Source organism: Saccharopolyspora sp. NPDC002376, assembly GCF_053593195.1.
Genome location: NZ_JBSFBZ010000008.1, coordinates 24664 through 44208, shown reverse-complemented (window position 1 = coordinate 44208; position 19545 = coordinate 24664). Strand labels below are relative to the sequence as shown.

General features: G+C 68.1%; 18 protein-coding genes, 1 pseudogene and 2 riboswitches. Of the genes and pseudogenes, 10 read left to right on the top strand and 9 right to left on the bottom strand.

Features of this window, described 5'->3' with window-relative positions; all coding sequences use genetic code 11:
• The first annotated feature begins 72 nt into the window (after positions 1-72).
• Positions 73-1011 (top strand): acyl-CoA thioesterase II, encoded by a 939-nt coding sequence (gene tesB, locus ACWCO2_RS08415; protein WP_450127048.1) that lies wholly within the window; start codon positions 73-75, stop codon positions 1009-1011.
• A gap of 87 nt (positions 1012-1098) precedes the next feature.
• On the opposite strand, the gene ACWCO2_RS08410 is transcribed toward tesB, so the two are convergent.
• Positions 1099-1602 carry an Lrp/AsnC family transcriptional regulator gene (locus ACWCO2_RS08410; RefSeq protein ID WP_450127047.1) on the bottom strand — a complete coding sequence of 168 codons (504 nt, stop codon included), beginning with the start codon at positions 1600-1602 and terminating at the stop codon, positions 1099-1101.
• A gap of 91 nt (positions 1603-1693) precedes the next feature.
• Here ACWCO2_RS08410 and ACWCO2_RS08405 point away from each other — a divergent pair, with 91 nt between their 5' ends.
• The 3 genes from ACWCO2_RS08405 (at position 1694) to ACWCO2_RS08395 (ending at position 4989) form a co-directional block, all read left to right on the top strand.
• Entirely contained in the window at positions 1694-2305 is a 612-nt protein-coding gene (locus ACWCO2_RS08405; RefSeq protein ID WP_450127046.1) for a LysE family translocator, read from the top strand.
• 173 nt (positions 2306-2478) lie between these two features.
• The gene (dacB, locus tag ACWCO2_RS08400) at positions 2479-4059 is read left to right on the top strand and encodes a D-alanyl-D-alanine carboxypeptidase/D-alanyl-D-alanine endopeptidase (protein WP_450127045.1); all 1581 of its coding nucleotides are present in this window, start codon (positions 2479-2481) and stop codon (positions 4057-4059) included.
• A 264-nt stretch (positions 4060-4323) separates the two neighbouring features.
• Entirely contained in the window at positions 4324-4989 is a 666-nt protein-coding gene (locus ACWCO2_RS08395; RefSeq protein ID WP_450127044.1) for a DedA family protein, read from the top strand.
• Positions 4990-4999: 10 nt separating this feature from the next.
• On the opposite strand, the gene ACWCO2_RS08390 is transcribed toward ACWCO2_RS08395, so the two are convergent.
• Together ACWCO2_RS08390 and ACWCO2_RS08385 are read right to left on the bottom strand one after the other, a co-directional pair.
• The gene (locus ACWCO2_RS08390; RefSeq protein ID WP_450127043.1) at positions 5000-6121 is read right to left on the bottom strand and encodes an NAD(P)/FAD-dependent oxidoreductase; all 1122 of its coding nucleotides are present in this window, start codon (positions 6119-6121) and stop codon (positions 5000-5002) included.
• Complete coding sequence (locus ACWCO2_RS08385) at positions 6118-6432, bottom strand: bifunctional 3-phenylpropionate/cinnamic acid dioxygenase ferredoxin subunit (RefSeq protein ID WP_450127042.1); 315 nt, start codon at positions 6430-6432, stop codon at positions 6118-6120. Before ACWCO2_RS08385 ends, ACWCO2_RS08390 begins: the two co-directional genes overlap by 4 nt.
• A gap of 247 nt (positions 6433-6679) precedes the next feature.
• On the opposite strand from ACWCO2_RS08385, the gene ACWCO2_RS08380 reads away from it, so the two are divergent.
• Complete coding sequence (locus tag ACWCO2_RS08380) at positions 6680-9103, top strand: GcvT family protein (RefSeq protein WP_450127041.1); 2424 nt, start codon at positions 6680-6682, stop codon at positions 9101-9103.
• 202 nt (positions 9104-9305) lie between these two features.
• Positions 9306-10427, top strand: coding sequence for an aromatic ring-hydroxylating oxygenase subunit alpha (locus ACWCO2_RS08375; protein ID WP_450127040.1), 1122 nt, complete (start codon positions 9306-9308; stop codon positions 10425-10427).
• A gap of 64 nt (positions 10428-10491) precedes the next feature.
• Here ACWCO2_RS08375 and ACWCO2_RS08370 read toward each other — a convergent pair whose 3' ends face one another.
• Positions 10492-11172, bottom strand: a complete 681-nt coding sequence (locus ACWCO2_RS08370; RefSeq protein ID WP_450127039.1) for a DedA family protein — start codon at positions 11170-11172, stop codon at positions 10492-10494.
• On the opposite strand from ACWCO2_RS08370, the gene ACWCO2_RS08365 reads away from it, so the two are divergent.
• Complete coding sequence (locus ACWCO2_RS08365) at positions 11146-11760, top strand: LuxR C-terminal-related transcriptional regulator (RefSeq protein WP_450127038.1); 615 nt, start codon at positions 11146-11148, stop codon at positions 11758-11760. The two genes, ACWCO2_RS08370 and ACWCO2_RS08365, sit on opposite strands and share 27 nt — an antisense overlap.
• 77 nt (positions 11761-11837) lie before the next feature.
• The gene (locus ACWCO2_RS08360) at positions 11838-12191 is read left to right on the top strand and encodes a hypothetical protein (protein ID WP_450127155.1); all 354 of its coding nucleotides are present in this window, start codon (positions 11838-11840) and stop codon (positions 12189-12191) included.
• Here ACWCO2_RS08360 and ACWCO2_RS08355 read toward each other — a convergent pair.
• From ACWCO2_RS08355 to ACWCO2_RS08335, 5 genes and pseudogenes are all read right to left on the bottom strand, one after another.
• A pseudogene (locus ACWCO2_RS08355) lies at positions 12121-12318 on the bottom strand (hypothetical protein); the annotation flags it as partial. The gene ACWCO2_RS08360 and the pseudogene ACWCO2_RS08355 sit on opposite strands and share 71 nt — an antisense overlap.
• Positions 12319-12485: 167 nt before the next feature.
• A complete protein-coding gene (locus ACWCO2_RS08350; protein ID WP_450127037.1) occupies positions 12486-13868 on the bottom strand; it encodes an amino acid permease in 1383 nt (460 codons plus the stop codon).
• A gap of 281 nt (positions 13869-14149) precedes the next feature.
• A complete protein-coding gene (gene glyA, locus ACWCO2_RS08345; protein ID WP_450127036.1) occupies positions 14150-15430 on the bottom strand; it encodes a serine hydroxymethyltransferase in 1281 nt (426 codons plus the stop codon).
• Between the two features lie 22 nt (positions 15431-15452).
• Positions 15453-16556, bottom strand: a complete 1104-nt coding sequence (gene gcvT / locus ACWCO2_RS08340) for a glycine cleavage system aminomethyltransferase GcvT (protein WP_450127035.1) — start codon at positions 16554-16556, stop codon at positions 15453-15455.
• Between the two features lie 117 nt (positions 16557-16673).
• A riboswitch (glycine riboswitch) is annotated at positions 16674-16772 on the bottom strand.
• A riboswitch (glycine riboswitch) is annotated at positions 16773-16872 on the bottom strand.
• Between the two features lie 305 nt (positions 16873-17177).
• Positions 17178-17804 (bottom strand): TetR/AcrR family transcriptional regulator, encoded by a 627-nt coding sequence (locus ACWCO2_RS08335; protein WP_450127034.1) that lies wholly within the window; start codon positions 17802-17804, stop codon positions 17178-17180.
• Positions 17805-17905: 101 nt separating this feature from the next.
• On the opposite strand from ACWCO2_RS08335, the gene ACWCO2_RS08330 reads away from it, so the two are divergent.
• Both ACWCO2_RS08330 and ACWCO2_RS08325 read left to right on the top strand, forming a co-directional pair.
• On the top strand, positions 17906-19084 hold the full coding sequence (locus ACWCO2_RS08330; RefSeq protein WP_450127148.1) for an acyl-CoA dehydrogenase family protein: 1179 nt from the start codon (positions 17906-17908) through the stop codon (positions 19082-19084).
• A gap of 60 nt (positions 19085-19144) precedes the next feature.
• Complete coding sequence (locus ACWCO2_RS08325) at positions 19145-19300, top strand: hypothetical protein (RefSeq protein WP_450127033.1); 156 nt, start codon at positions 19145-19147, stop codon at positions 19298-19300.
• Positions 19301-19545 lie beyond the last annotated feature (245 nt).

The window sequence follows — 19545 nt, the reverse complement described above, 5'->3', positions numbered from 1 at the left end:
CTGATTCGGACGGGAGCCACCCGGCGCTCCCGTCCGTTCTGACCTGGTGCAAGACCTGATGAGGAGCGCGCAGTGACCGAAGCGGCCCGAGCCGCCGCCGCAGACCCAGCGGGAAACCGCTTGCCGGGCGACGTCCCGCTGGACGTCAACGGCATGCCGCACGGCCAGCCGGTGCTGGACAGCCTGGTGGCCCTGCTGGACCTCGAGCGCATCGAGGAGAACATCTTCCGCGGGGTCAGCCCCGCGTCCTCCCCGGTGCGCGTGTTCGGCGGTCAGGTCGCCGGTCAAGCGCTCGTCGCAGCTGGTCGCACGGTGCCGCCGGAGCGGCGGGTGCACTCGCTGCACGCCTACTTCATCCGGCCTGGCGATCCGAGCATCCCGATCGTCTACGAGGTCGACCGCACCCGCGACGGCCGTTCGTTCACCACCCGCCGAGTCGTGGCGGTGCAGCGCGGCAAGGCGATCTTCTCGCTGTCGGCGTCGTTCCAGGTCGACGAGGGCGGCATCGACCACGCCGAGCCGATGCCCGACGTGCCGGACCCGGAGACGCTGCCGACCTACGGCGAGCAGGTCGGGTCGCTGTTCGAGAAGCTCGGGAAGGTGCAGCCGCGCCCGATCGACGTGCGCTACGTGACCGACCCGCCGTGGGTGAGTCGCGAGAGCGGGAAGCGCGAGGCGCGCAGCCAGGTGTGGATGCGGGCGGACGGCGTGCTGCCCGACGACGACCTGCTGCACGTGTGCACCGCGGCGTTCGCCTCCGACATGACGCTGCTGGACGCGGTGCTCGCCCGGCACGGCGTGTACTGGGGTCTGGACGACGTCAACGGCGCGAGCCTGGACCACGCGATGTGGTTCCACCGCCGCTTCCGCGCCGACGACTGGCTGCTCTACGACTGCGCTTCGCCCAGCGCTTCCGGCGGCCGCGGCCTGGCGACCGGCCGCTTCTTCTCCCGCGACGGCCAGCTCGTCGCCACCGTCGTCCAGGAAGGCCTCCTCCGGGTCAACGACTGACCCGGCCCCGGACCTGCTGATCCGCAATTCCCATTGAAATCGGATGTCCGATTTTTGCGTATCTGGGTACCGACGCGTCGGCGTGTGTCAGTTGCGGCGGCGGCGTTTCGGGCGCAGGTGGCGGGGCGGGGTCAGGGCCTTGGTGCGCAGCTGTTCCAGGACGATCGAGCTGGTGAAGTGGCGGACCTCGGTGCGGGAGGCCAGCTTGTCGACCAGGAACTCCTGCATGTGCTTGGTGTCGGCCACCGCGATGTGCAGCAGGAAGTCGGCCTGACCGCTGACGTGCAGCAGCGAGCGGGTCTCCGGCTGCTTCATCACGAACTCGCGGAACTGGTCGACGACCTGCCGGGTGTGCGGCCGGACGTTGATCGCCACCACCGCCTCCAGCGCCAGTCCGGTCGCGGCCGGGTTGACGTCGATGTGCGATCCGGTGATCACGCCCTGTTCGCGCAGGCGGCGAACTCGTTGCAGGCAACTGGAAGCCGCCAGGCCGACCCGTTCGGCGAGCGCGCGGTTCGGCAGCGTCGCATCGTTCTGCAACAGCTCCAAGATGCGCCAGTCAACCGAATCAAGTTCTACGAAGTCCTGCATATCCGAAGATGCTACGGCGCAGGTGGTGAAGCGGCGAACAGACACCCGAAAATATCAGCACTTCCCAACCACTTCTTTCGAAGGAGGAGTCGTGCACATCGCCTGGGGGCCGTACCTGCTGGCGCTGCTGGTGATCGTCGTAGTACCGGGTCCCGACTTCGTGCTGGTCACCCGCAATGCGGCGACCGGTGCGCGGTGGGGCTGGTTGGCTGCGGCCGGTTCGACCTGCGGCCTGCTGGTGCATGCGACGGCAGCCACCCTGGGGCTTTCCGCGCTGGTGGTCGCCGTTCCGGCGGCGCTGTTCGTGGTGAAGGCGATCGGCGTGGTCTACCTGGCCTGGATGGGCTTCCAGATCCTGCGCAAGGCCGGCGCCGCTACCAACCAGGAGCCCGCGCTGGTGGTGCCGACCTCGGGGCGCTCGGTGTTCCTGCGCGGACTGCTGACCGATGTGCTCAATCCCAAGGTCATGCTGACCTTCCTGACGTTGCTGCCGCAGGCGATGGACCCGACCGCCGACCCGATGACCCAGGCCGCTCTGCTCAGCGCGGTCGCGGTGAGCGGATTCGCGGTGTGGTGGCTGATCGTGGTGCCCTCGGTGCGCTGGTTGTCGGCGCTGCTGGCCGACCCGCGGCGGCGCAAGGTCTTCGAGCGGTGCTGCGGCGGCGCGCTGCTGGCGATGGCCACTTCGATCGCTGTTGCTTGAGTTCCTGTCTCCGGTGGTCCTTTTGCTTAGCGGTGCGGGTGTCTTGTGCTGGTCGTGAGCGGCCGTGGTTGTTAGAACGGCCATCGCCGCTCGCGGCGCGAAAATCCTTTGACGCTCCGTGTCGGTCTGTTTACTCTGCATGATCGGAGTGGGTGAGCCGAGGGAGTTGCGCGATGCGTCGACGTTGGGGCTTGGCGTTCGGATTGGTTGCTGCGATGGGGATTCCGTTCGCCCTCGTGGCTCCAACTGGTGCTGCCCCGACGGGGCCGGACGCGCTGCGCTCGGACCTCGACGAGATCCTCGCCGACCCACGGCTGGACGGTTCGCACGCGGGAGTGGTGGTCCGCGATCCAGCGACCGACGAAGTTCTTTACAGCAGGCAGGCCGCAGCTCGGGCCACTCCGGCATCCAACGCGAAGCTGCTGACCTCGGCCGCCTCGCTGGAGGCGCTCGGTCCGGACTACAAGTTCCGCACCGAGGTCGTCACCGATGCGCGCCAGGCGGGTCCGGTCCTGCTCGGCGATCTGCATCTGCGAGGCACCGGTGATCCGACGATGCTCGCCGCTGAATACGACCGGCTGGCGGAGCAGGTCGCTGCGTCCGGGATCCGCGTCGTGCAGGGCGGTTTGCGCACCGACGACACCTGGTTCGACGACGTGCCGCTGGGCACCGGGTGGGCCTGGGACGACGAGCCGTACTACTACTCCGCGCGGATCTCGGCGTTGACCGTGGCGCCCGACACCGACTTCGACGCCGGAACCGCGATGGTGCGGGTCAGCCCGACAGCCGAGGGACAGTCGGCCCAGGTTCAGCTGGATCCGCCGACCGACGTCGTGCAGATCGACAACCAAACCACCACTTCCGCCGCCGACGGTGAGCCGGACGTCGTGGTCGAACGCGATCACGGCGGATCGCGGGTGGTGGTGAGCGGGTCGGTTCCAGCCGGAGCGGAGCCGGTCGTGGACTTCACCACGGTGCCGGACCCATCCGCCTACGCCGCCGATGTGTTCGCCAAAGCCCTCGGCGCGCACGGCGTGCAGGTGCGCAACGCGGGGGCGAAGGCGGCACCGGACGGTGCGCGGGTGCTAGCCGATCGGCAGTCGATGCCGTTGCGCGAGCTGCTCGTGCCGTTCATGAAGCTGAGCAACAATGGGCACGCCGAAGTGCTGATCAAGGCGATGGGCCGGGAGGTCCGCGGCGAGGGCAGCTGGGCAGCCGGCCTGGAGGTGCTCGACGAGAAGCTGCGCGGGATGGGGCTGTCGCCGGAGGTGCTGCGCATGGTCGACGGCTCCGGTCTGTCCAGGATGGACAGCGTGACGCCGGAACAGCTGACCGTGCTGCTCGACAACGCTCGCGAGCGCCCCTGGTTCCAGTCCTGGTACGACTCGCTGCCGGTGGCCGGCGTCGCGGACCGAATGGTCGGTGGCACGCTGCGCAACCGGATGGGCGGGACGGCGGCGGAGAACAACGTGCACGCCAAGACCGGTTCGCTGACCGGCGTGACCTCGTTGTCCGGCTACGTGACCGCGGCGAACGGTCGGGATCTGGTGTTCTCGGTCCTTTTCAACGACTTCGTCTCCGATGCCCCGCAGGATCTGGAGGACGCGATCGCCATCCGCCTCGCCGAATACCGGGGCGCCGACGATCAGCCGCACGGCCGGCCACAGGTGCCGCAACAGCGAGTCCAACGCGACCAGCCGAACACCGAGGTCGATGAGGGCGACCTGGAGTGCTCCTGGGTCAAGGCCTGCTGAGCACCGGCTTCCGTCGCGGAAATTTCCAATTTTAGGGAAATTTGGAATCCTCCGAATCTCGGGCTGGGCGCTCCTGCGTTGATCAGCCGGAGGGCTACCGCGCGTGGTGGAGCGGATGCGTTTTCACGGGTAGCGGCGCTACAGTACGACGAAGGTGTGACTTCAGTCTCAGGGTTGGGTAAGGGGCATTGCGGACACCTGGCGCTCATTGCGCCGGTAGCGTGACAGGGATAGTCGAAGCCCCCCGCCCGAGGAGCCCGTTCCGTGACCTTCATCAGCGACGTTCTGGCAGCTGTCGGAAGCCTGCCGAAGCCGCTACTGGTACTCGTGACCGGAGCCCTCGTCCTCGGCGAATGCACCATCGGCCTGGGTTTCCTGGTGCCGGGTGAGAGCGGGCTGCTGATCGCGTCGGCCGCGGTCACCGACCCGGGCTTCTTCTTCGTACTTGCCGGAGTCGTCGCGCTGTGCGCGGCCGTCGGGGACAACATCGGGTTCTGGCTGGGCCGCCGATACCGGCTGAAGATGCGCGAGACCAAGGTGGTCCGCAAGCTCGGGCAGCAGCACTGGGACCGAACCGGGCAGCTGCTGTGCAAGTGGGGGATCGGCGCGGTGCTGCTGGGCCGTTTCCTTCCGGTGGTGCGCACGCTGATGCCGGCGGCGGCCGGGGCCAGCGGGATGTCCTACCCGCGGTTCGTGGTGACCTCGCTGATCGGTGCGGTCGCCTGGTCCGCGACGCACGTGAGCATCGGCTGGCTGGCCGGAGCCTCGGCGAAGTACATCGAGGACGCGCTGGGCCGGGCGAGCTGGATCCTGGCGGCAGTGGTCGTCGTGGTGGGCGTGGTGATCTGGCTCCGGCGCCGCAAGCGCGGCTCGAAGCAGCCCGAGGCGGTGCCGGAGGAGACTGCGAAGGACGTCGAATCCGCGGCCTGAGCAGCCGGGCTCAAGCGCACAGCGCGGCGAGTTGTTTGCGGTGTCTGGTGAACAGTTTCGGGTTGTTCATGGCCAGGACGCCGGTCGGTTCGCCGTCGTGGTGGAAGGTCGCCACGAACCGGCGGTCGTCCGGTGCGCCGTCGACGATCTTCACCTGGTCGTCCGGACGTGCCTGCCCGGCGAACTGGATCCGCACCCCGTACTGCTCGGACCAGAAGTACGGAACCGCGTTGAAGTCGGCCGCGGTGTACCCGGCGAGCAGGTTCCGCACTGCGGTGGCCGGTTGTTCCAGCGCTGTGGTCCAGTGCTCGAAGCGCTGCCCGCGATAGCGGGCCACATCGCCCACTGCCACCACGTTGCTCAGGCTGGTGACGCCGCCGGCATCGCACTCGACGCCGTTGGACACCGCGAGTCCTGAGCCGCGCAACCAGTCGGTGTTCGGCCGGGCGCCGATCCCGGCCACCACGACGTCCGCGGGCAGCACTGTGCCGTCGGTGAGTTCCACCGCTGACTCGCGCAGCTGCGAGACTCCGATTCCGCAGCGCAGCCCGACGCCGTGATCGGTGTGCAGCGCCGCGCACACCGCACCCAGCTCTTCGCCGATGATGTGCGCCAACGGCACTTCGAGCGCTTCCACCACCGTGACGTCGATGCCGAGCGCGTGGCAGGTCGAGGCGACCTCGGCACCCACGAACCCGGCGCCGACGATCACCACCCGCGTGCCCGGTTGCAGCGCTCCGCGCAGCGCGATCGCGTCGTCGAGGGTGCGCAGGGTGTGCACGCCCGGGAACAGCGTCTTCGGTGCCGCGCCGGTCGCGATCACGACGCCGTCCGCTCGGCAGCGGGTGCCGTCGTCGAGCTCGACCGCCGCCTCGTCGGGGACCAGGGCGACGGCTCGGCGACCCAGGCGCCACGTCGCGTCCGCCGCGGCCAGTTCGGCGTCGTCGGCCAGCGCGAGATCCTCCGCGATCAGCTCGCCGGTCAGGAACGCCTTCGACAGCGGTGGTCTGTCGTACGGCTGGTGCGGTTCCTCGCCGATCAGCTCGATCCGGCCGTCGAAGCCCTGGGCGCGCAATTCCTGCGCCGCCTGCCACCCTGCCAGGCCGGTGCCGACGACCGCGACCGTCCTCATGCGACCTCCGCCGTTTCGGTCTCGACGTAGACCATCCCGTTGGCGATCTGCACCGGGTAGGTCCGCACTGGCTTCTTGGCCGGCAGGCCGCACGGCAGCCCGGTGCGCAGGTCGAACGCCGCCGCGTGCAGCGGGCACTCGACCCGGCAGTCCTCCACCCAGCCCTCCGCCAGCGAGGCGTCCTGGTGGGTGCAGGTGTCGTCGATCGCGAACAGCTTGCCGTCGACGTTGAACACCGCGATAGGCACGTGCGCGTCGATGCGAACGGACTCGCCGGGGGGCAGCTCGGACATGGAGCAGGCTTCGAACATCTGGACCTCCGTTGCGCTATCCAGAACACGGAGTGCAATGCGCAACAATGTGCGGCTCCGATCAGGGGTACGTCAAGAGGGTTCTGCCGTTTCTTCGTCCGTGACGTCCATCCGTGTTACGCGGCGGGAAAACTCGGCTTCCGCTCTTGACGGCGACGGGGGTCGCCGGTGACCGTGTTGCTCATATCGGAACTTGGCGCGCATAGCGCAACAACCCCCCCACTGCTTGACGAGCCCTGGAGGCACCATGGGCAATCAGCCCCGCGTGGTCGTCATCGGAGCCGGAATCGTCGGTTGTGCCATCGCCGACGAGCTCACCGAACGCGGCTGGACCGATATCACCGTCCTCGAGAAGGGCCAGCTGTTCGCCACCGGTGGCTCGACCTCGCACGCGCCGGGGCTGGTGTTCCAAGCCAACGCGTGCCGGACCATGACCCGCTTCGCCGCCTACACCGCGCAGAAGTACCGCGACCTCGAGGGCGAGTGGTGCTTCCAGCCGCTCGGTGGCCTCGAGGTGGCGGCCTCGCCGGAGCGGTGGGACGAGGCCAAGCGGCGGCACGGCTGGCTGACCTCGTGGGGCGTGGAAAGCTACCTGCGCGACCCCGGCGAATGCGCCGAAATGCACCCGCTGGTCGATCCCACGCGCATCCAAGGCGGGTTGCACATCCCCACCGACGGCCTGGCCAAACCGGTCCGCGCTGCTGAGGCTCAGGCCCGTCGAGCGATGGCTCGCGGCGCGCGGTTCCTGTCGGGGCAGCAGGTCGTTTCCGTGGAGCGCAGCGCAGGTCGGGTCACCGCCGTGGTGACCGATCAGGACCGCTTCGCCGCGGACGTGGTGATCTCCTGCGCAGGAATGTGGGGTCCGCTGATCGGTGCGCTGGTCGACCTGGACGTCCCGCTGGTGCCGATGGCGCACCAGTACGCCAAGACCGGGCCGCTGGCATCGCTGACCGGCCGCAACGACGAGCGCACCGAGGCCGGGCTGCCGATCCTGCGGCACCAGGACGGCGATCTGTACTTCCGGGAGCACGTCGACCGGATCGGCATCGGCTACTACGGCCACCGGCCGATGCCCCTGGATCCCGCAGCGATCCGCGAGTCGGGTTCGACGGTGATGCCCTCGATCGAGCCGTTCACCGCGGAGGACTTCCAGCCGGCCTGGGACGACGCACGGGCGCTGCTGCCGGAGCTGGCCGACACCGAGGTCGTCGAGGGCATCAACGGCCTGTTCTCCTTCACCCCGGACGGCATGCCGCTGCTCGGCGAGCACCCCGACCTGCACGGGTTCTGGGTCGCTGAGGCCGTGTGGATCACGCACTCGGCGGGCGTGGCGCGGGCGATGGCGCAGTGGCTGGTCGACGGGCAACCGGCCGAATCGCTGCACTCCTGCGACCTCAACCGGTTCGAGAACGCCCAGCGCAGTCCGGAATACGTGATGGAGCGCAGCTGCCGAAGCTTCGTGGAGGTCTACGACATCCTGCACCCGCTGGAACCCGGCCAGGAGCCGCGCCCGCTGCGGACCAGCCCGTTCCACGAGCGGCAGCAGGAACTCGGCGCGGTGTTCCTCGAAGCGTCGGGCTGGGAACGACCACACTGGTACGAGGCGAACGCCAACCTGCCCGAGGTGGCTGAAGTCCCGCCGCGCGGCGAGTGGGAATCCAGGTTTTGGTCGCCGATCGCCGGTGCGGAAGCCCTGGTCACGCGCAAGCGAGTGGCGATGTTCGACATGACGCCGCTCAAGCGCCTGGAGGTCGCCGGGCCGGGTGCGCTCGACTTCCTGCAGTGGCTGACCACCAACAACCTGGCCAAGAAGCCAGGCTCGGTGACCTACACGCTGTCGCTGGACGAGGCCGGGGGAGTGCGCAGCGACCTGACGGTGGCGCGGCTGTCCGAGCAGCGCTTCCAGGTCGGCGCCAACGGCAACCTCGACCTGGAGTGGATGCGCCGGCACGCGCCGTCCGACGTGCAGGTCCGCGACATCACGCCCGGAACGTGCTGCATCGGCGTGTGGGGGCCGCTCGCGCGCGAGCTGGTGCAGCCGTTGACCGACGCCGATTTCTCCCACGAGGGCTTCGGTTTCTTCAAGAACAAGGCGGCCTTCATCGGTGGTGTTCCGGTGACCGCGATGCGACTGTCCTATGTGGGCGAACTCGGCTGGGAGCTCTACACCACGGCGGATCAGGGGCGGAAGCTGTGGGACGTGCTGTGGGAAGCGGGGCAGCGGCTCGGCGTGATCGCGGCTGGGCGCAGCGCTTTCAACAGCCTGCGGCTGGAGAAGGGCTACCGGTCGTGGGGTGCGGACATGACCACCGAGCACGACCCGTTCGAAGCCGGCCTGGATTTCGCCGTCCGGATGAACAAGGACTTCCTGGGCAAGGCAGCGCTCGCCGAGCGAGCGGGCGACCGTCGGCTCTGCCCGCTGCTGCTCGAAGACCCCGAATCGGTCGTGATGGGCTCCGAACCGGTCTACACCGACGGCCAACCGGTTGGATACGTCACGAGCGCGGCCTACGGATACACCATCGGCGCGAGCATCGCCTACGCCTGGCTACCGAGTTCCCTGGCCGTGCCCGGAACCCGCACGGACATCGAGTACTTCGGCGAACGCCTCCCAGCGGTGGTCGCCGAAGAGCCCCTGTTCGACCCCGAGATGAAGCGCCTGCGCAGCTGAGCCGTCCTCGGGAAAACCACAGTTTCAATTGAAACTGTAAATCCCAGGCACGACGGATCACAGTTTCAATTGAAACTGTGATCCCGGTGCCCCAGCCGTGGGGACCTGTCCGTCGAGACCGGGTGGGTTGGAGGCGGGTTTTTGACATCGCAGTGTGCGCGCGGCGGGCGCGCCGCGTCGTAGACCAGGTTTTGGAGGATGCATGACGACGACGGACCGGCAGGCCAGTCTCATCTCCACGTTGCCCGGCCACTTCTACACCGACCCGGACCTGTTCGCGCTGGAGCAGGACCGGATCTTCTACACCACGTGGTTCTGCGCCGTGCGCACCGCGGACCTGGCCGAGCCGGGTCGGTTCCAGACCGTCCAAGTAGGACGCGAGAGCGTGCTCGTCGCGCGGGGCAGGGATGGTGCGTTGCGGGCGTTCCTCAACATCTGCCGGCACCGCGGCGCGCAGCTGTGCACGGCGGAATCCGGGCAGGTCAAGCGCAGCTTCCAGTGCCTGTACCACGCCTGGACCTACGGCACCGACGGCAAGTTGGTCGCCGCCCCGAACCTCACCTCGATGCCGGACGTCGACCGGACCGAGTACGGCCTGATCCCGGTAGCGCTGCGGGAGTGGCTCGGTTACGCCTGGGTGTGCCTGGCCGACGAACCGCCGTCGTTCGAGGAGCAGGTCATCGGCGCGGTGGCGGAGCGGCTCGGCAGCACCGAGGTGATCGACGGCTACGGCGTGGACGGCTTGTCGCTGGGCCGCCGCATCAGCTACGACGTGCGCGCCAACTGGAAGCTGATCATCGAGAACTTCATGGAGTGCTACCACTGCGCCACCATCCACCCCGAGCTCACCGAGGTGCTGCCCGAGTTCGCTGACGGCTACGCGGCCCAGTACTACGTTGGCCACGGCGCGGAGTTCGGGGAGGAGGTGGAAGGGTTCACAGTGGACGGAACCGGTGGTTTCGGCCGCCTGTCCGGAGTCGGCGACGAGCACGACCGCCGCTACTACGCGATCACCGTCCGCCCCCAGGTGTTCGTGAACCTGGTGCCGGACCACGTCATCGTGCACCGCATGTTCCCCCTGGCGGTGGACCGAACCCTGGTCGAGTGCGACTGGCTCTACGCGCCAGAAGTCCTCGACGCAGGCCACGACATCTCCCGCTCGGTGGAACTGTTCCACCGAGTCAACGAGCAGGACTTCGAAGCCTGCGAACGCTGCCAACCAGCTATGAGCTCCCGCGCCTACGCGGCCGGAGGAGTCCTGGTCCCCTCCGAACACCACATCGGAGAGTTCCACGACTGGCTCCGCACCGAGCTGAACCTCTAACGGTGAAGGGCCTCCTTGCGGGGCGGCGGTCGGGCGAACGGGCGGGCTTGCCCGAAGGTGCCCTTCACCGCTCACTTGACCGGGTGGCCCGACGGGCGCGGAGGAGTCGGGTCGTGACGAACCAGGCGACCGCGACGAGCACTGCGACGACGACCACCTGCTGGAAGATCCCGACGTAGGACTCGACCAGCCACCAGCTCCGGCCGAGGAGGTACCCGGCGAGGACCAGGGCGGTGTTCCAGATCAGGCTGCCGAGCGCGGTCAGGAGCAGGAAGGGCGCCACCGGCATCCGCTCCACCCCGGCGGGCAGCGAGATGAAGCTGCGGAAGATCGGCACCATCCGGCCCAGGAACACCGCCTTGGTTCCGTGGCGGGCGAACCACGCCTCGGTGCGGTCTACGTCGGCGACCTTGACCAGCGGCAACCTGGTCGCGATCGCGCGGGTGCGGTCGCGACCGAGCCAGGCACCGAGGTAGTACAGCACCACCGCCCCGACGATCGAACCGAGCGTGGTCCACAAGATGGCCCCGAGCAGGCTCATCGAGCCCTGAGCTGCGGCGAACCCGGCCAGCGGCAAGATCACTTCGCTGGGGATCGGCGGGAACAGGTTCTCCAACGCCACGGCCAGCCCGGCACCGGGGCTGCCGATGGCCTCCATCAACCCGGTGACCCACCCGACCAGTCCGTCGATGACGCCACGCTGCTCCGGGAAGGCTTGGTGCGCTTGCTGGCCGAAGAGGGCCACGAGGTCCTGGCGGCGGTCGGCGACGCGCCGAGCTTGCTCGTCGAGGTGGACCGCTACCGCCCCGACGTCGCGGTGGTCGACGTGCGGATGCCGCCCACCCACACCGATGACGGCCTGCGCGCTGCGCTGGAGATCCGGCGCCGGTTCCCGGAAGTCGGCGTGCTGGTCCTCTCGCAGTACGTCGAGAAGCGCTACGCGGTCGAGCTGCTGACCGGTGATTCGGCGCGCGTCGGTTACCTGCTCAAGGACCGGGTGGTGCAGATCGACGAGTTCCTCGACGCCCTGCAGCGGCTGGCCGAGGGCGGTGTTGCCTTCGACCCGGAGGTGGTCCGTCGTCTGCTGTCCACCAGCGCCCGCGACCCGCTGGCGGCACTGACGCCCCGCGAACGAGACGTCCTGGACGAGATGGCCCAGGGACGGACCAACGCGGGGATCGCGGCGAACCTGCACATCTCTCAGAGCGCGGTGGAGAAGCACGCGAACGCGATCTTCGACAAGCTCGACCTGCCCCGGACCACCGGCTACAGCCGCCGAGTTCTCGCGGTCCTGCACTACTTGAAGTCCGGACCGGCTACTTCTCACGATTAATATCCACGAGTAATCGCCGGACATCGCAACGCGTGGAGCGGTGGAAATCACGTGGAGGTCTTGCTTAGCTTGGTGATGTGTCAAGCAGTCTGAGCATTTCGGTGATCCTGCCCGAGGAGTCCGCCTGGAACCTCGTGGAGACCAAGCTCCTGGTCGACGATCAGGACCTGATCGGACCGGAGTTCGGCGAGGGGCCGAGGCTTGATCCCGAGATTCTGCTGGGGCCGGACAGCCCGCTACTGCCCGAAGACGAGCCGCGCGAGGTGATGCTCGCCGAAGCCGAGTGCACGTGGGGCTGCTGCGGTGCGGTCTTCGTCCGCGTCAGCCGCGACGGTGACGAGATCGTCTGGAGCGAGTGGCCAGGATGTTCGAAGTGGACCCCAGGCGCTGCGAGCAGTAGTTGCAGTCCTCCGGGCACATCCCGCTCTTGACGTTGATGATCGTGTTGAGCTTCACCCGGCGACCGAAGAAGTGCCGCCTGACCCGTCCGGCAGCGGCGACCGTTGGCGCACCGCGGTCGAGCGACTTGGCGACCAGCACGTCCAGCGAGATCGCCATGCCACCGAGCCTGGCGGAGCCGGAACGGCCCCAACAACGTTGTACTGCTACAAGATCGACCGCGCCCCGTTGCCGAAATCCGTCCCGACGCGCGAGCTGTTTCGAATGAATTTCGGGTGGGCGCAATTTCGCGAGAAATTGCGCCCACCCGAGGTGGCAGTGCTCGGTTACTTCTGCACCTGAGCGGGTTCCGAGCTGCGCTTGCGCACCGCGACGTAACCCACGCCGATGGCGATGGCCAGGATCGGCGTGATGTACAGGGCGATGCGGGTCTCCTCGTCGAAGGCCAGCAGCACCACGACGAACGCCAGGAACGCCAGGACCACGTAGTTCGACCACGGGGCGAACGGCATCCGGAACGGCCCGGACGGGAGCTCACCACGGGCCACCTTGCGGCGGTAGCCCAGGTGGGCGATCACGATCATCCCCCAGGTGAAGATCGCACCGGCGGTGCTGGCGCTGGTGATGTAGGTGAACGCCTGCTCCGGAACGAAGTAGTTGAGCACCACACCGATCAGCATCGCGCAGAACGTCACGGCGATCGCCCGCGCGGGCACCGCCCGGCCGCTGAGCTGGCCGACGGCGCGTGGGGCCTGGCCGTCCTCGGACAGCGTGCGCAGCATCCGGCCGGTGGAGTAGATGCCGCTGTTGCACGACGACAGGGCCGCCGTGGTGACCACGAAGTTGACCACGCCCGCGGCGGCGGGGATGCCGATCAGGGTGAAGGCGTGCACGAACGGGCTGATGTCGGTGGGGAACTGGAACCACGGCACCAGCGCGGTGAGCGCGATCAGCGCGCCGACGTAGAAGATCAGGATCCGCCACATCACCGAGTTGATGGCCCGAGGCAGCACCTTCTGCGGATCCTTGCTCTCGCTGGCGGTCTGGCCGACCATCTCCACGCCGACGAAGGCGAACATGACGATCTGGAACGCCAGCAGCGAGGACGCCAGGCCGTTGGGGAACAGCCCGCCGCTGTTCCAGATGTTGCTCAGCGAGGCGGTCGGGCCCAGGTCGCTGAAGCCGAACACCAGGATCGCCGCGGCCAGCACGATGAGGCCCAGGATGGCCAGCACCTTGATCAGCGCGAACCAGAACTCGAACTCGCCGAACAGCTTCACCGCGATCAGGTTCACCGCGCTGAGCACGATCAGCGCGCCCAGCGCCGGGATCCACTGCGGCACGTCCGGGAACCAGAACAGGAAGTACTTGCCGACCGCGGTGATCTCGGCCATGCCGGTGACGATCCAGACCAGCCAGTAGCCCCAGCCGACCGCGAACCGCGCCCACGGCCCGACGAACTCACCCGCGTACTCGGCGAAGGAACCGCTCACCGGGCGGTACATCAGCAGCTCGCCGAGCGCCCGCATGACGAAGAAGATCATCACGCCGGCGATCGCGTAGATCAGGATCAGGCCGGGGCCGACCTGGTGCAGCGCCTTTCCGGAACCGAGGAACAACCCGACGCCGATCGCTCCGCCGATGGCGATCATGTTGATGTGCCGGTTGCTCAGATCCTTCCGATACTCCTCGGTGGCTGGTTGGCTCATCGAAGTGGACTCCTCCAAGAAGCGGTGCGGGTTTTCGGTGCGGCGGAACCACGTGGGCCGCCTCCCGCAACACGGTGCCCGTCAGCGTGTTTCGCTGGAACTGCGCAGATAATCCGGCATCCGATCGGTGCCCGCAAGGGATTCGGAGCAGTTGAGACCGGCCCTCTTCGGGGGGGAGAGATCGATTGGATACCGGAGCTCGAGGAAGAGAAAATTCAGAAAAAAACGGCCGGCGCGCGCAAATCGGATTTGCGTGCGCCGGCCGTTGAGTGCCGGAACCGTCAGAGGTTCGGGTACAGCGGGTGCTTCGCGGCCAGCGCCTCGACGCGGGCCCGCAGCTTCGTGCTGGTGGACTCGTCGAAGCCCGGCCTGAGCGCCTCGGCGATCACGTCGGCGACCTCGGTGAACTCCTCCTTGCCGAAGCCGCGGGTGGCCAGCGCCGGGGTGCCGATGCGCAGACCCGAGGTCACCATCGGCGGGCGCGGGTCGTTGGGCACCGCGTTGCGGTTGACGGTGATGCCGATCTCGTGCAGCCGGTCCTCGGCCTGCTGACCGTCCAGCTCGGAGTTGCGCAGGTCGACCAGCACCAGGTGCACGTCGGTGCCGCCGGAGACCAGCTGCACCCCGGCCGCCTTGGCGTCGTCGGCCAGCAGCCGTTCGGCCAGGATCTGCGCGCCCTCGATCGTGCGGCGCTGCCGGTCCTTGAACTCCTCACCAGCGGCGACCTTGAACGCGACCGCCTTGCCCGCGATCACGTGCTCCAGCGGCCCGCCCTGCTGACCGGGGAACACCGCGGAGTTGAACTTCTTGGTGAACTCCTCGTCGGAGGACAGGATCACGCCACCGCGCGGACCGCCCAGGGTCTTGTGCGTGGTGGTGGTGACGACGTGGGCGTGCGGCACCGGGTTCGGGTGCAGGCCCGCGGCGACCAGACCGGCGAAGTGCGCCATGTCCACCATCAGGTAGGCACCGACCTCGTCGGCGATCTCCCGGAACCGCTTGAAGTCCAGCTGCCGCGGGTAGGCCGACCAACCGGCGACGATCAGCTGCGGCTTGTTCTCCCGCGCCAACCGGGCGACCTCGTCCATGTCGACGCGGTGGTCGTCCTCGCGCACGTGGTAGGGCACCACGTTGTAGAGCTTGCCGGAGAAGTTGATCCGCATCCCGTGGGTCAGGTGGCCGCCGTGCGCCAGGTCCAGACCCATGATGGTGTCGCCCGGCTTGAGCAGCGCGAACATCGCCGCCGCGTTGGCCTGTGCGCCGGAGTGCGGCTGCACGTTGGCGTAAGAAGCGCCGAAGAGCTCCTTGATCCGCTCGATGGCCAGCCGCTCGATGACGTCGACGTGCTCGCAGCCGCCGTAGTAGCGGCGGCCAGGGTAGCCCTCCGCGTACTTGTTGGTCAGCACCGAGCCCTGCGCTTCGAGCACGGCCTGGGGCGCGAAGTTCTCCGAGGCGATCATCTCGAGCGTGGTCTGCTGGCGGTTGAGCTCGGCGCCGACCGCCGCCGCAACCTCGGGGTCCACCGCGGCCAGCTGGTCGTTGAACAGGTCCGGTGTCGACATGGTGTTGCCTCCTGTGTTTCTCTCAGGCGTTGCGGCGGTAGAACGGCAGCTCGACGACCTGCACCGCGACTGCTTTGCCGCGGATGTCTACCTGCAGCTGGGTGCCGGGTTCGCTGTGCTCGCGGTCCACGTAGGCCATCCCGATCGGGTGGCCCAAGGTCGGGGACGGGGCGCCGCTGGTGACCACGCCGATCTCGGCGCCGTCGGCGTCCAGCACGCGGTAGCCGTGCCGGGGCGCGCGGCGCTGGTCGGTGCTGAGCCCGACCAGGGTGCGCTCGGTGGGCTTCTCCGCGACGGCGGCCAGCGCTTCCTTGCCGACGAAGTCGACGGTCTTGTCGAGCTTGACCACCCGGCCGAGGTTGGCGTGGAACGGCGTGAGCTCGGCGGACAGCTCGTTGCCGTACAGCGGCATGCCGGCTTCCAGGCGCAGCGTGTCGCGGCAGGACAGCCCGGCGGGCTGCAGCCCGTGCTCCGCGCCCGACTCGGTCAGCGCCTGCCACACGGCCTCGGCGTCGCCGGGCGCGGTGAACAGCTCGAAGCCGTCCTCGCCGGTGTAGCCGGTGCGCGCCAGCAGCACGTCCTTGCCCGCGACCTGGGCCGGGTAGCCCGCGTAGTACTTGACGCCGGAGAGGTCGGTCTCGGTCAGCGGCGCGAGGATCGCGACGGCGTTCGGGCCCTGGATCGCGATCAGCGCGTAGTCATCGGAGACGTCCTCGTGCTGGGCGTCGAACCCGCTGATCCGCTCGGTCAGCTCGGCGGAGACCACGGCGGCGTTCGCGGCGTTGGCCACCACCAGGAACTCCTGCTCGGCGAGGCGGTAGACGATCAGGTCGTCCAGCACACCGCCCTGCGCGTTGCAGATCATGGTGTAGCGCGCGCGGCCGGGCGTGATGCTGGAGGCGTTGGCGACCAGCGCGTGGTCCAGCGCGGCCGCGGCTTCCGGGCCGCTGATCCGGATCTCGCCCATGTGGCTCAGGTCGAACAGGCCGGCCGCGGTGCGCACCGCGTTGTGCTCGGCGATGTCACCGGAGTAGCGCAGCGGCATCTGCCAGCCGGCGAACTCGGTGAGGTTGGCGCCGAGTTCCTCGTGCACGTGGTGCAAGGGCGTCTGTCGTGGCGACGACATGGTGGTGGGACTCCTCCTGGTGGGCGCCGGTCGGCAGTCGAGGGCCGGTCAGCTCACTGCGCCCAACCTTATCGGGGACACCTCGACCCCGACCTGCGCGGGCTGCGCTGGTCGGGCGGTCTCCCCGGAGTCATTGGCCTGAGAGTTTCGCCACCTCGGGAGGTGGCTTGCACCGTGGGCGAGAAGTGCATGCTTCTGCTTTTCTCCGTGATCGCCTGGTGTCGTGCGGTGCCGGTGCCTGAGAGTTTGCTGGGGAGTGTTGCTCCTTCGGCGCCCCGGTCCCGAGAAGGGCCGGAGTCTCTCCCGCACGACGTCGTAGGCGCGCTATTCGGTTCTGCGTCAAGGACGCTACGAACCACCAGTGACCCACGTCAACCGGAAGGATGAGTGATCTCGTGCCGACTTGCTGTGGAGTTCTGAAAGAGCGTGAGGTCCAGTGGAGTGAAGCAGCGGGATCCCAAGAGCGTCGCGGAGTTAGTCGATCAAGGTGACGTCACGAGTGGAAGGCAACGGCGCTCATCTATACCGACCCGGAACTGGTCAAGCGCTTGAGTGGTCCGATCGAAGGGGACTTTGGCCCGGTGCCTCCGCCGGAAGGAGTCGATGAGTGACTCCCAAGCGTTAGCCGGTGAGTTCTCGGTACTGCTTCTGCAGGCCGTCGATGAGGGCTTCGAGGGCTAGTTCGAAGCTGGCTGCGTCGATTTCCGCTGCGTGTTCGCGGAGCAGGTGTGCCTTGTTCAGGTGGGGGAAGCGGTCGCCGTAGAGGTCCGCGTCGTCCGGGAAGCCGCCGCTGAACGAGCCCATCGCCGAGCCCACCACCAGGTACTTCGTCGAGGCGCCGATCATCGTGGCGTAGCGCTGCGGCCAGCCCGCGCTGGTCAGGCCGCCGTGCACCGCATCGGCTCGGCGCAGGGCGTTCTCGCGGCGGGCCGGGCCGTAGGCCAGGAACGGCACCAGGTTGGGGTGGGCCGCCAGCGCCGCGCGGTAGGAGCGGGCCCAGCTGCGCAGGCCGGTCGTCCAGTCCTGCTCGAAGTCCGAGACGTCCACCGAGCCCATCACGTCTTCGGCGATCTCGTGCAGCAGTTCTTCCTTGGTCGCGACGTGGTTGTACAGCGAGGCCGCGCGCACTCCGAGGCGTTCGGCGAGGCGGCGCATGGACAGCGCTTCCAGGCCATCGGCGTCGATGATCTCCAGTCCGACGCGGCGGATGCGTTCCGGCGACAGCCGGGGAGTGGTCGGTCTGGGCACGTCTTCTCCTAGTCGGATCTCTTGCGGCGCTCGCCGGGGCCGTCTTAGGCTGCCATAAAACTAACAACGTTAGTTAGATGGCCGCAGGAAAGGATCCGGCAATGGTCGACTTCTCGCTCTCCGACACCGAACGCGACATCAGGGACTGGGTGCGCAACTTCGTCCAGCGCGAGCTGGCGCCGCTGGAGCCGGAGGTGCTGCGCCGCGAGCGGGCCGGCGAGCGCGGCCTGACCAAGGACGAGCAGCACGAGCTGCAGCAGAAGGCGAAGGAAGCCGGGTTCTGGGGCGTGCAGACGCCCGAGGAGTACGGCGGAATGGGCCTGTCAGCGGTGATGTCCGCGCTGATCGAGATCGAACTCGGCCGCACCTACGTGCCGTTCCGGTTCGGCGGCTACGCCGACAACATCCTCTACTACGCCAACGAGGAGCAGAAGCAGCGCTACCTGCTGCCGACCATCGAGGGCACCCGCAAGTCCTGCTTCGCGATCACCGAGCCCGGCGCCGGGTCGGACGCCAAGGACCTGCGGACCACGGCGGTCAAGGACGGCGCCGAGTGGGTGATCAACGGTGAGAAGACGTTCATCACCGGCGGCATCGACGCCGACTTCGTGATGGTCTTCGCCGTCACCGACAAGGAGAAGGGCGCCAACGGCGGCGTCACCTGCTTCCTGGTCGACCGCGACATGGGTTGGAAGTCCGAGCCGATCGACATCATGGGCCCGTGGGAGCGCCAGCCGGCCGCGCTGGTCTTCGACAACGTGCGAGTTCCTGAGGGCAACGTCCTCGGCGAGGTCGGGCACGGCTTCAAGCTCGCCATGCAGTGGATCGGCCACGGCCGCTACATGCTGCCCGCGCGAGCGCTGGGCTCCTGCGAGCGGCTGGTCGAGATGGGCATGGACTACGCCAAGCAGCGCGAGACCTTCGGCAAGCCGATCGCCGAGCGCCAGGCGATCCAGTGGATGGTGGCGGACTCGGCGGTGGAGATCGAGGCACTGCGCTGGCTGGTGCTGCAGGCGGCCTGGCAGATCGACCAGGGCATGGACTCGCGCCACGCGCAGTCGATCGCCAAGCTCTACGGCGCCACCCGCGCCAACGAGATCGTCGACCGGGTGCTGCAGATGCACGGCGGCATGGGCTACACCAAGGAGCTGCCGATCGAGCGCTGGTACCGCGACCTGCGCCTGCTGCGGATCTTCGAGGGCACCGACGAGATCCAGCGCCGCACGCTGGCCCGCAACCTGCTCAAGGGCCACGCATCGGTGCGCGGCGTTCTGGGCTGATCCTCCCACCGCGTCGGTATTCTGCTGATCAACAGTGAGTCCGAGATGCGGGGAGTAACGATGTCGCTGTTCGACAAGGTCACCGAGTTCGCCAAGAGCAAGCAGGGCAAGCAGGTCATCGACCAGGCGAAGAAGTACGCCACCGACCCGAAGAACAAGGAGAAGCTCGACCAGGTCAAGGACAAGTTCCTCGGCAAGGGCGACAAGAAGAGCTGACTCCCAAGACCAACGGCCCCGACTCCTTGGGTTCCAGAGTCGGGGATCGTTGTCCCCTTCTCCCCGAGAAGGCCGCCGTGTGGCCGGATTTTCGGCCTTCCCCGGCCCATTGATCGGTTAGGATTCGCGCTCGTTGCTGGCGTTGGGGAGGGGCGGTCATGTCGCAGCCACCTAGGCCTGGGGATTCTCAGGGAGCTGGTGGGGGCGTGCCGCCTCGCCGGCAGGGGCCGCCGCAGCCGTCCGGG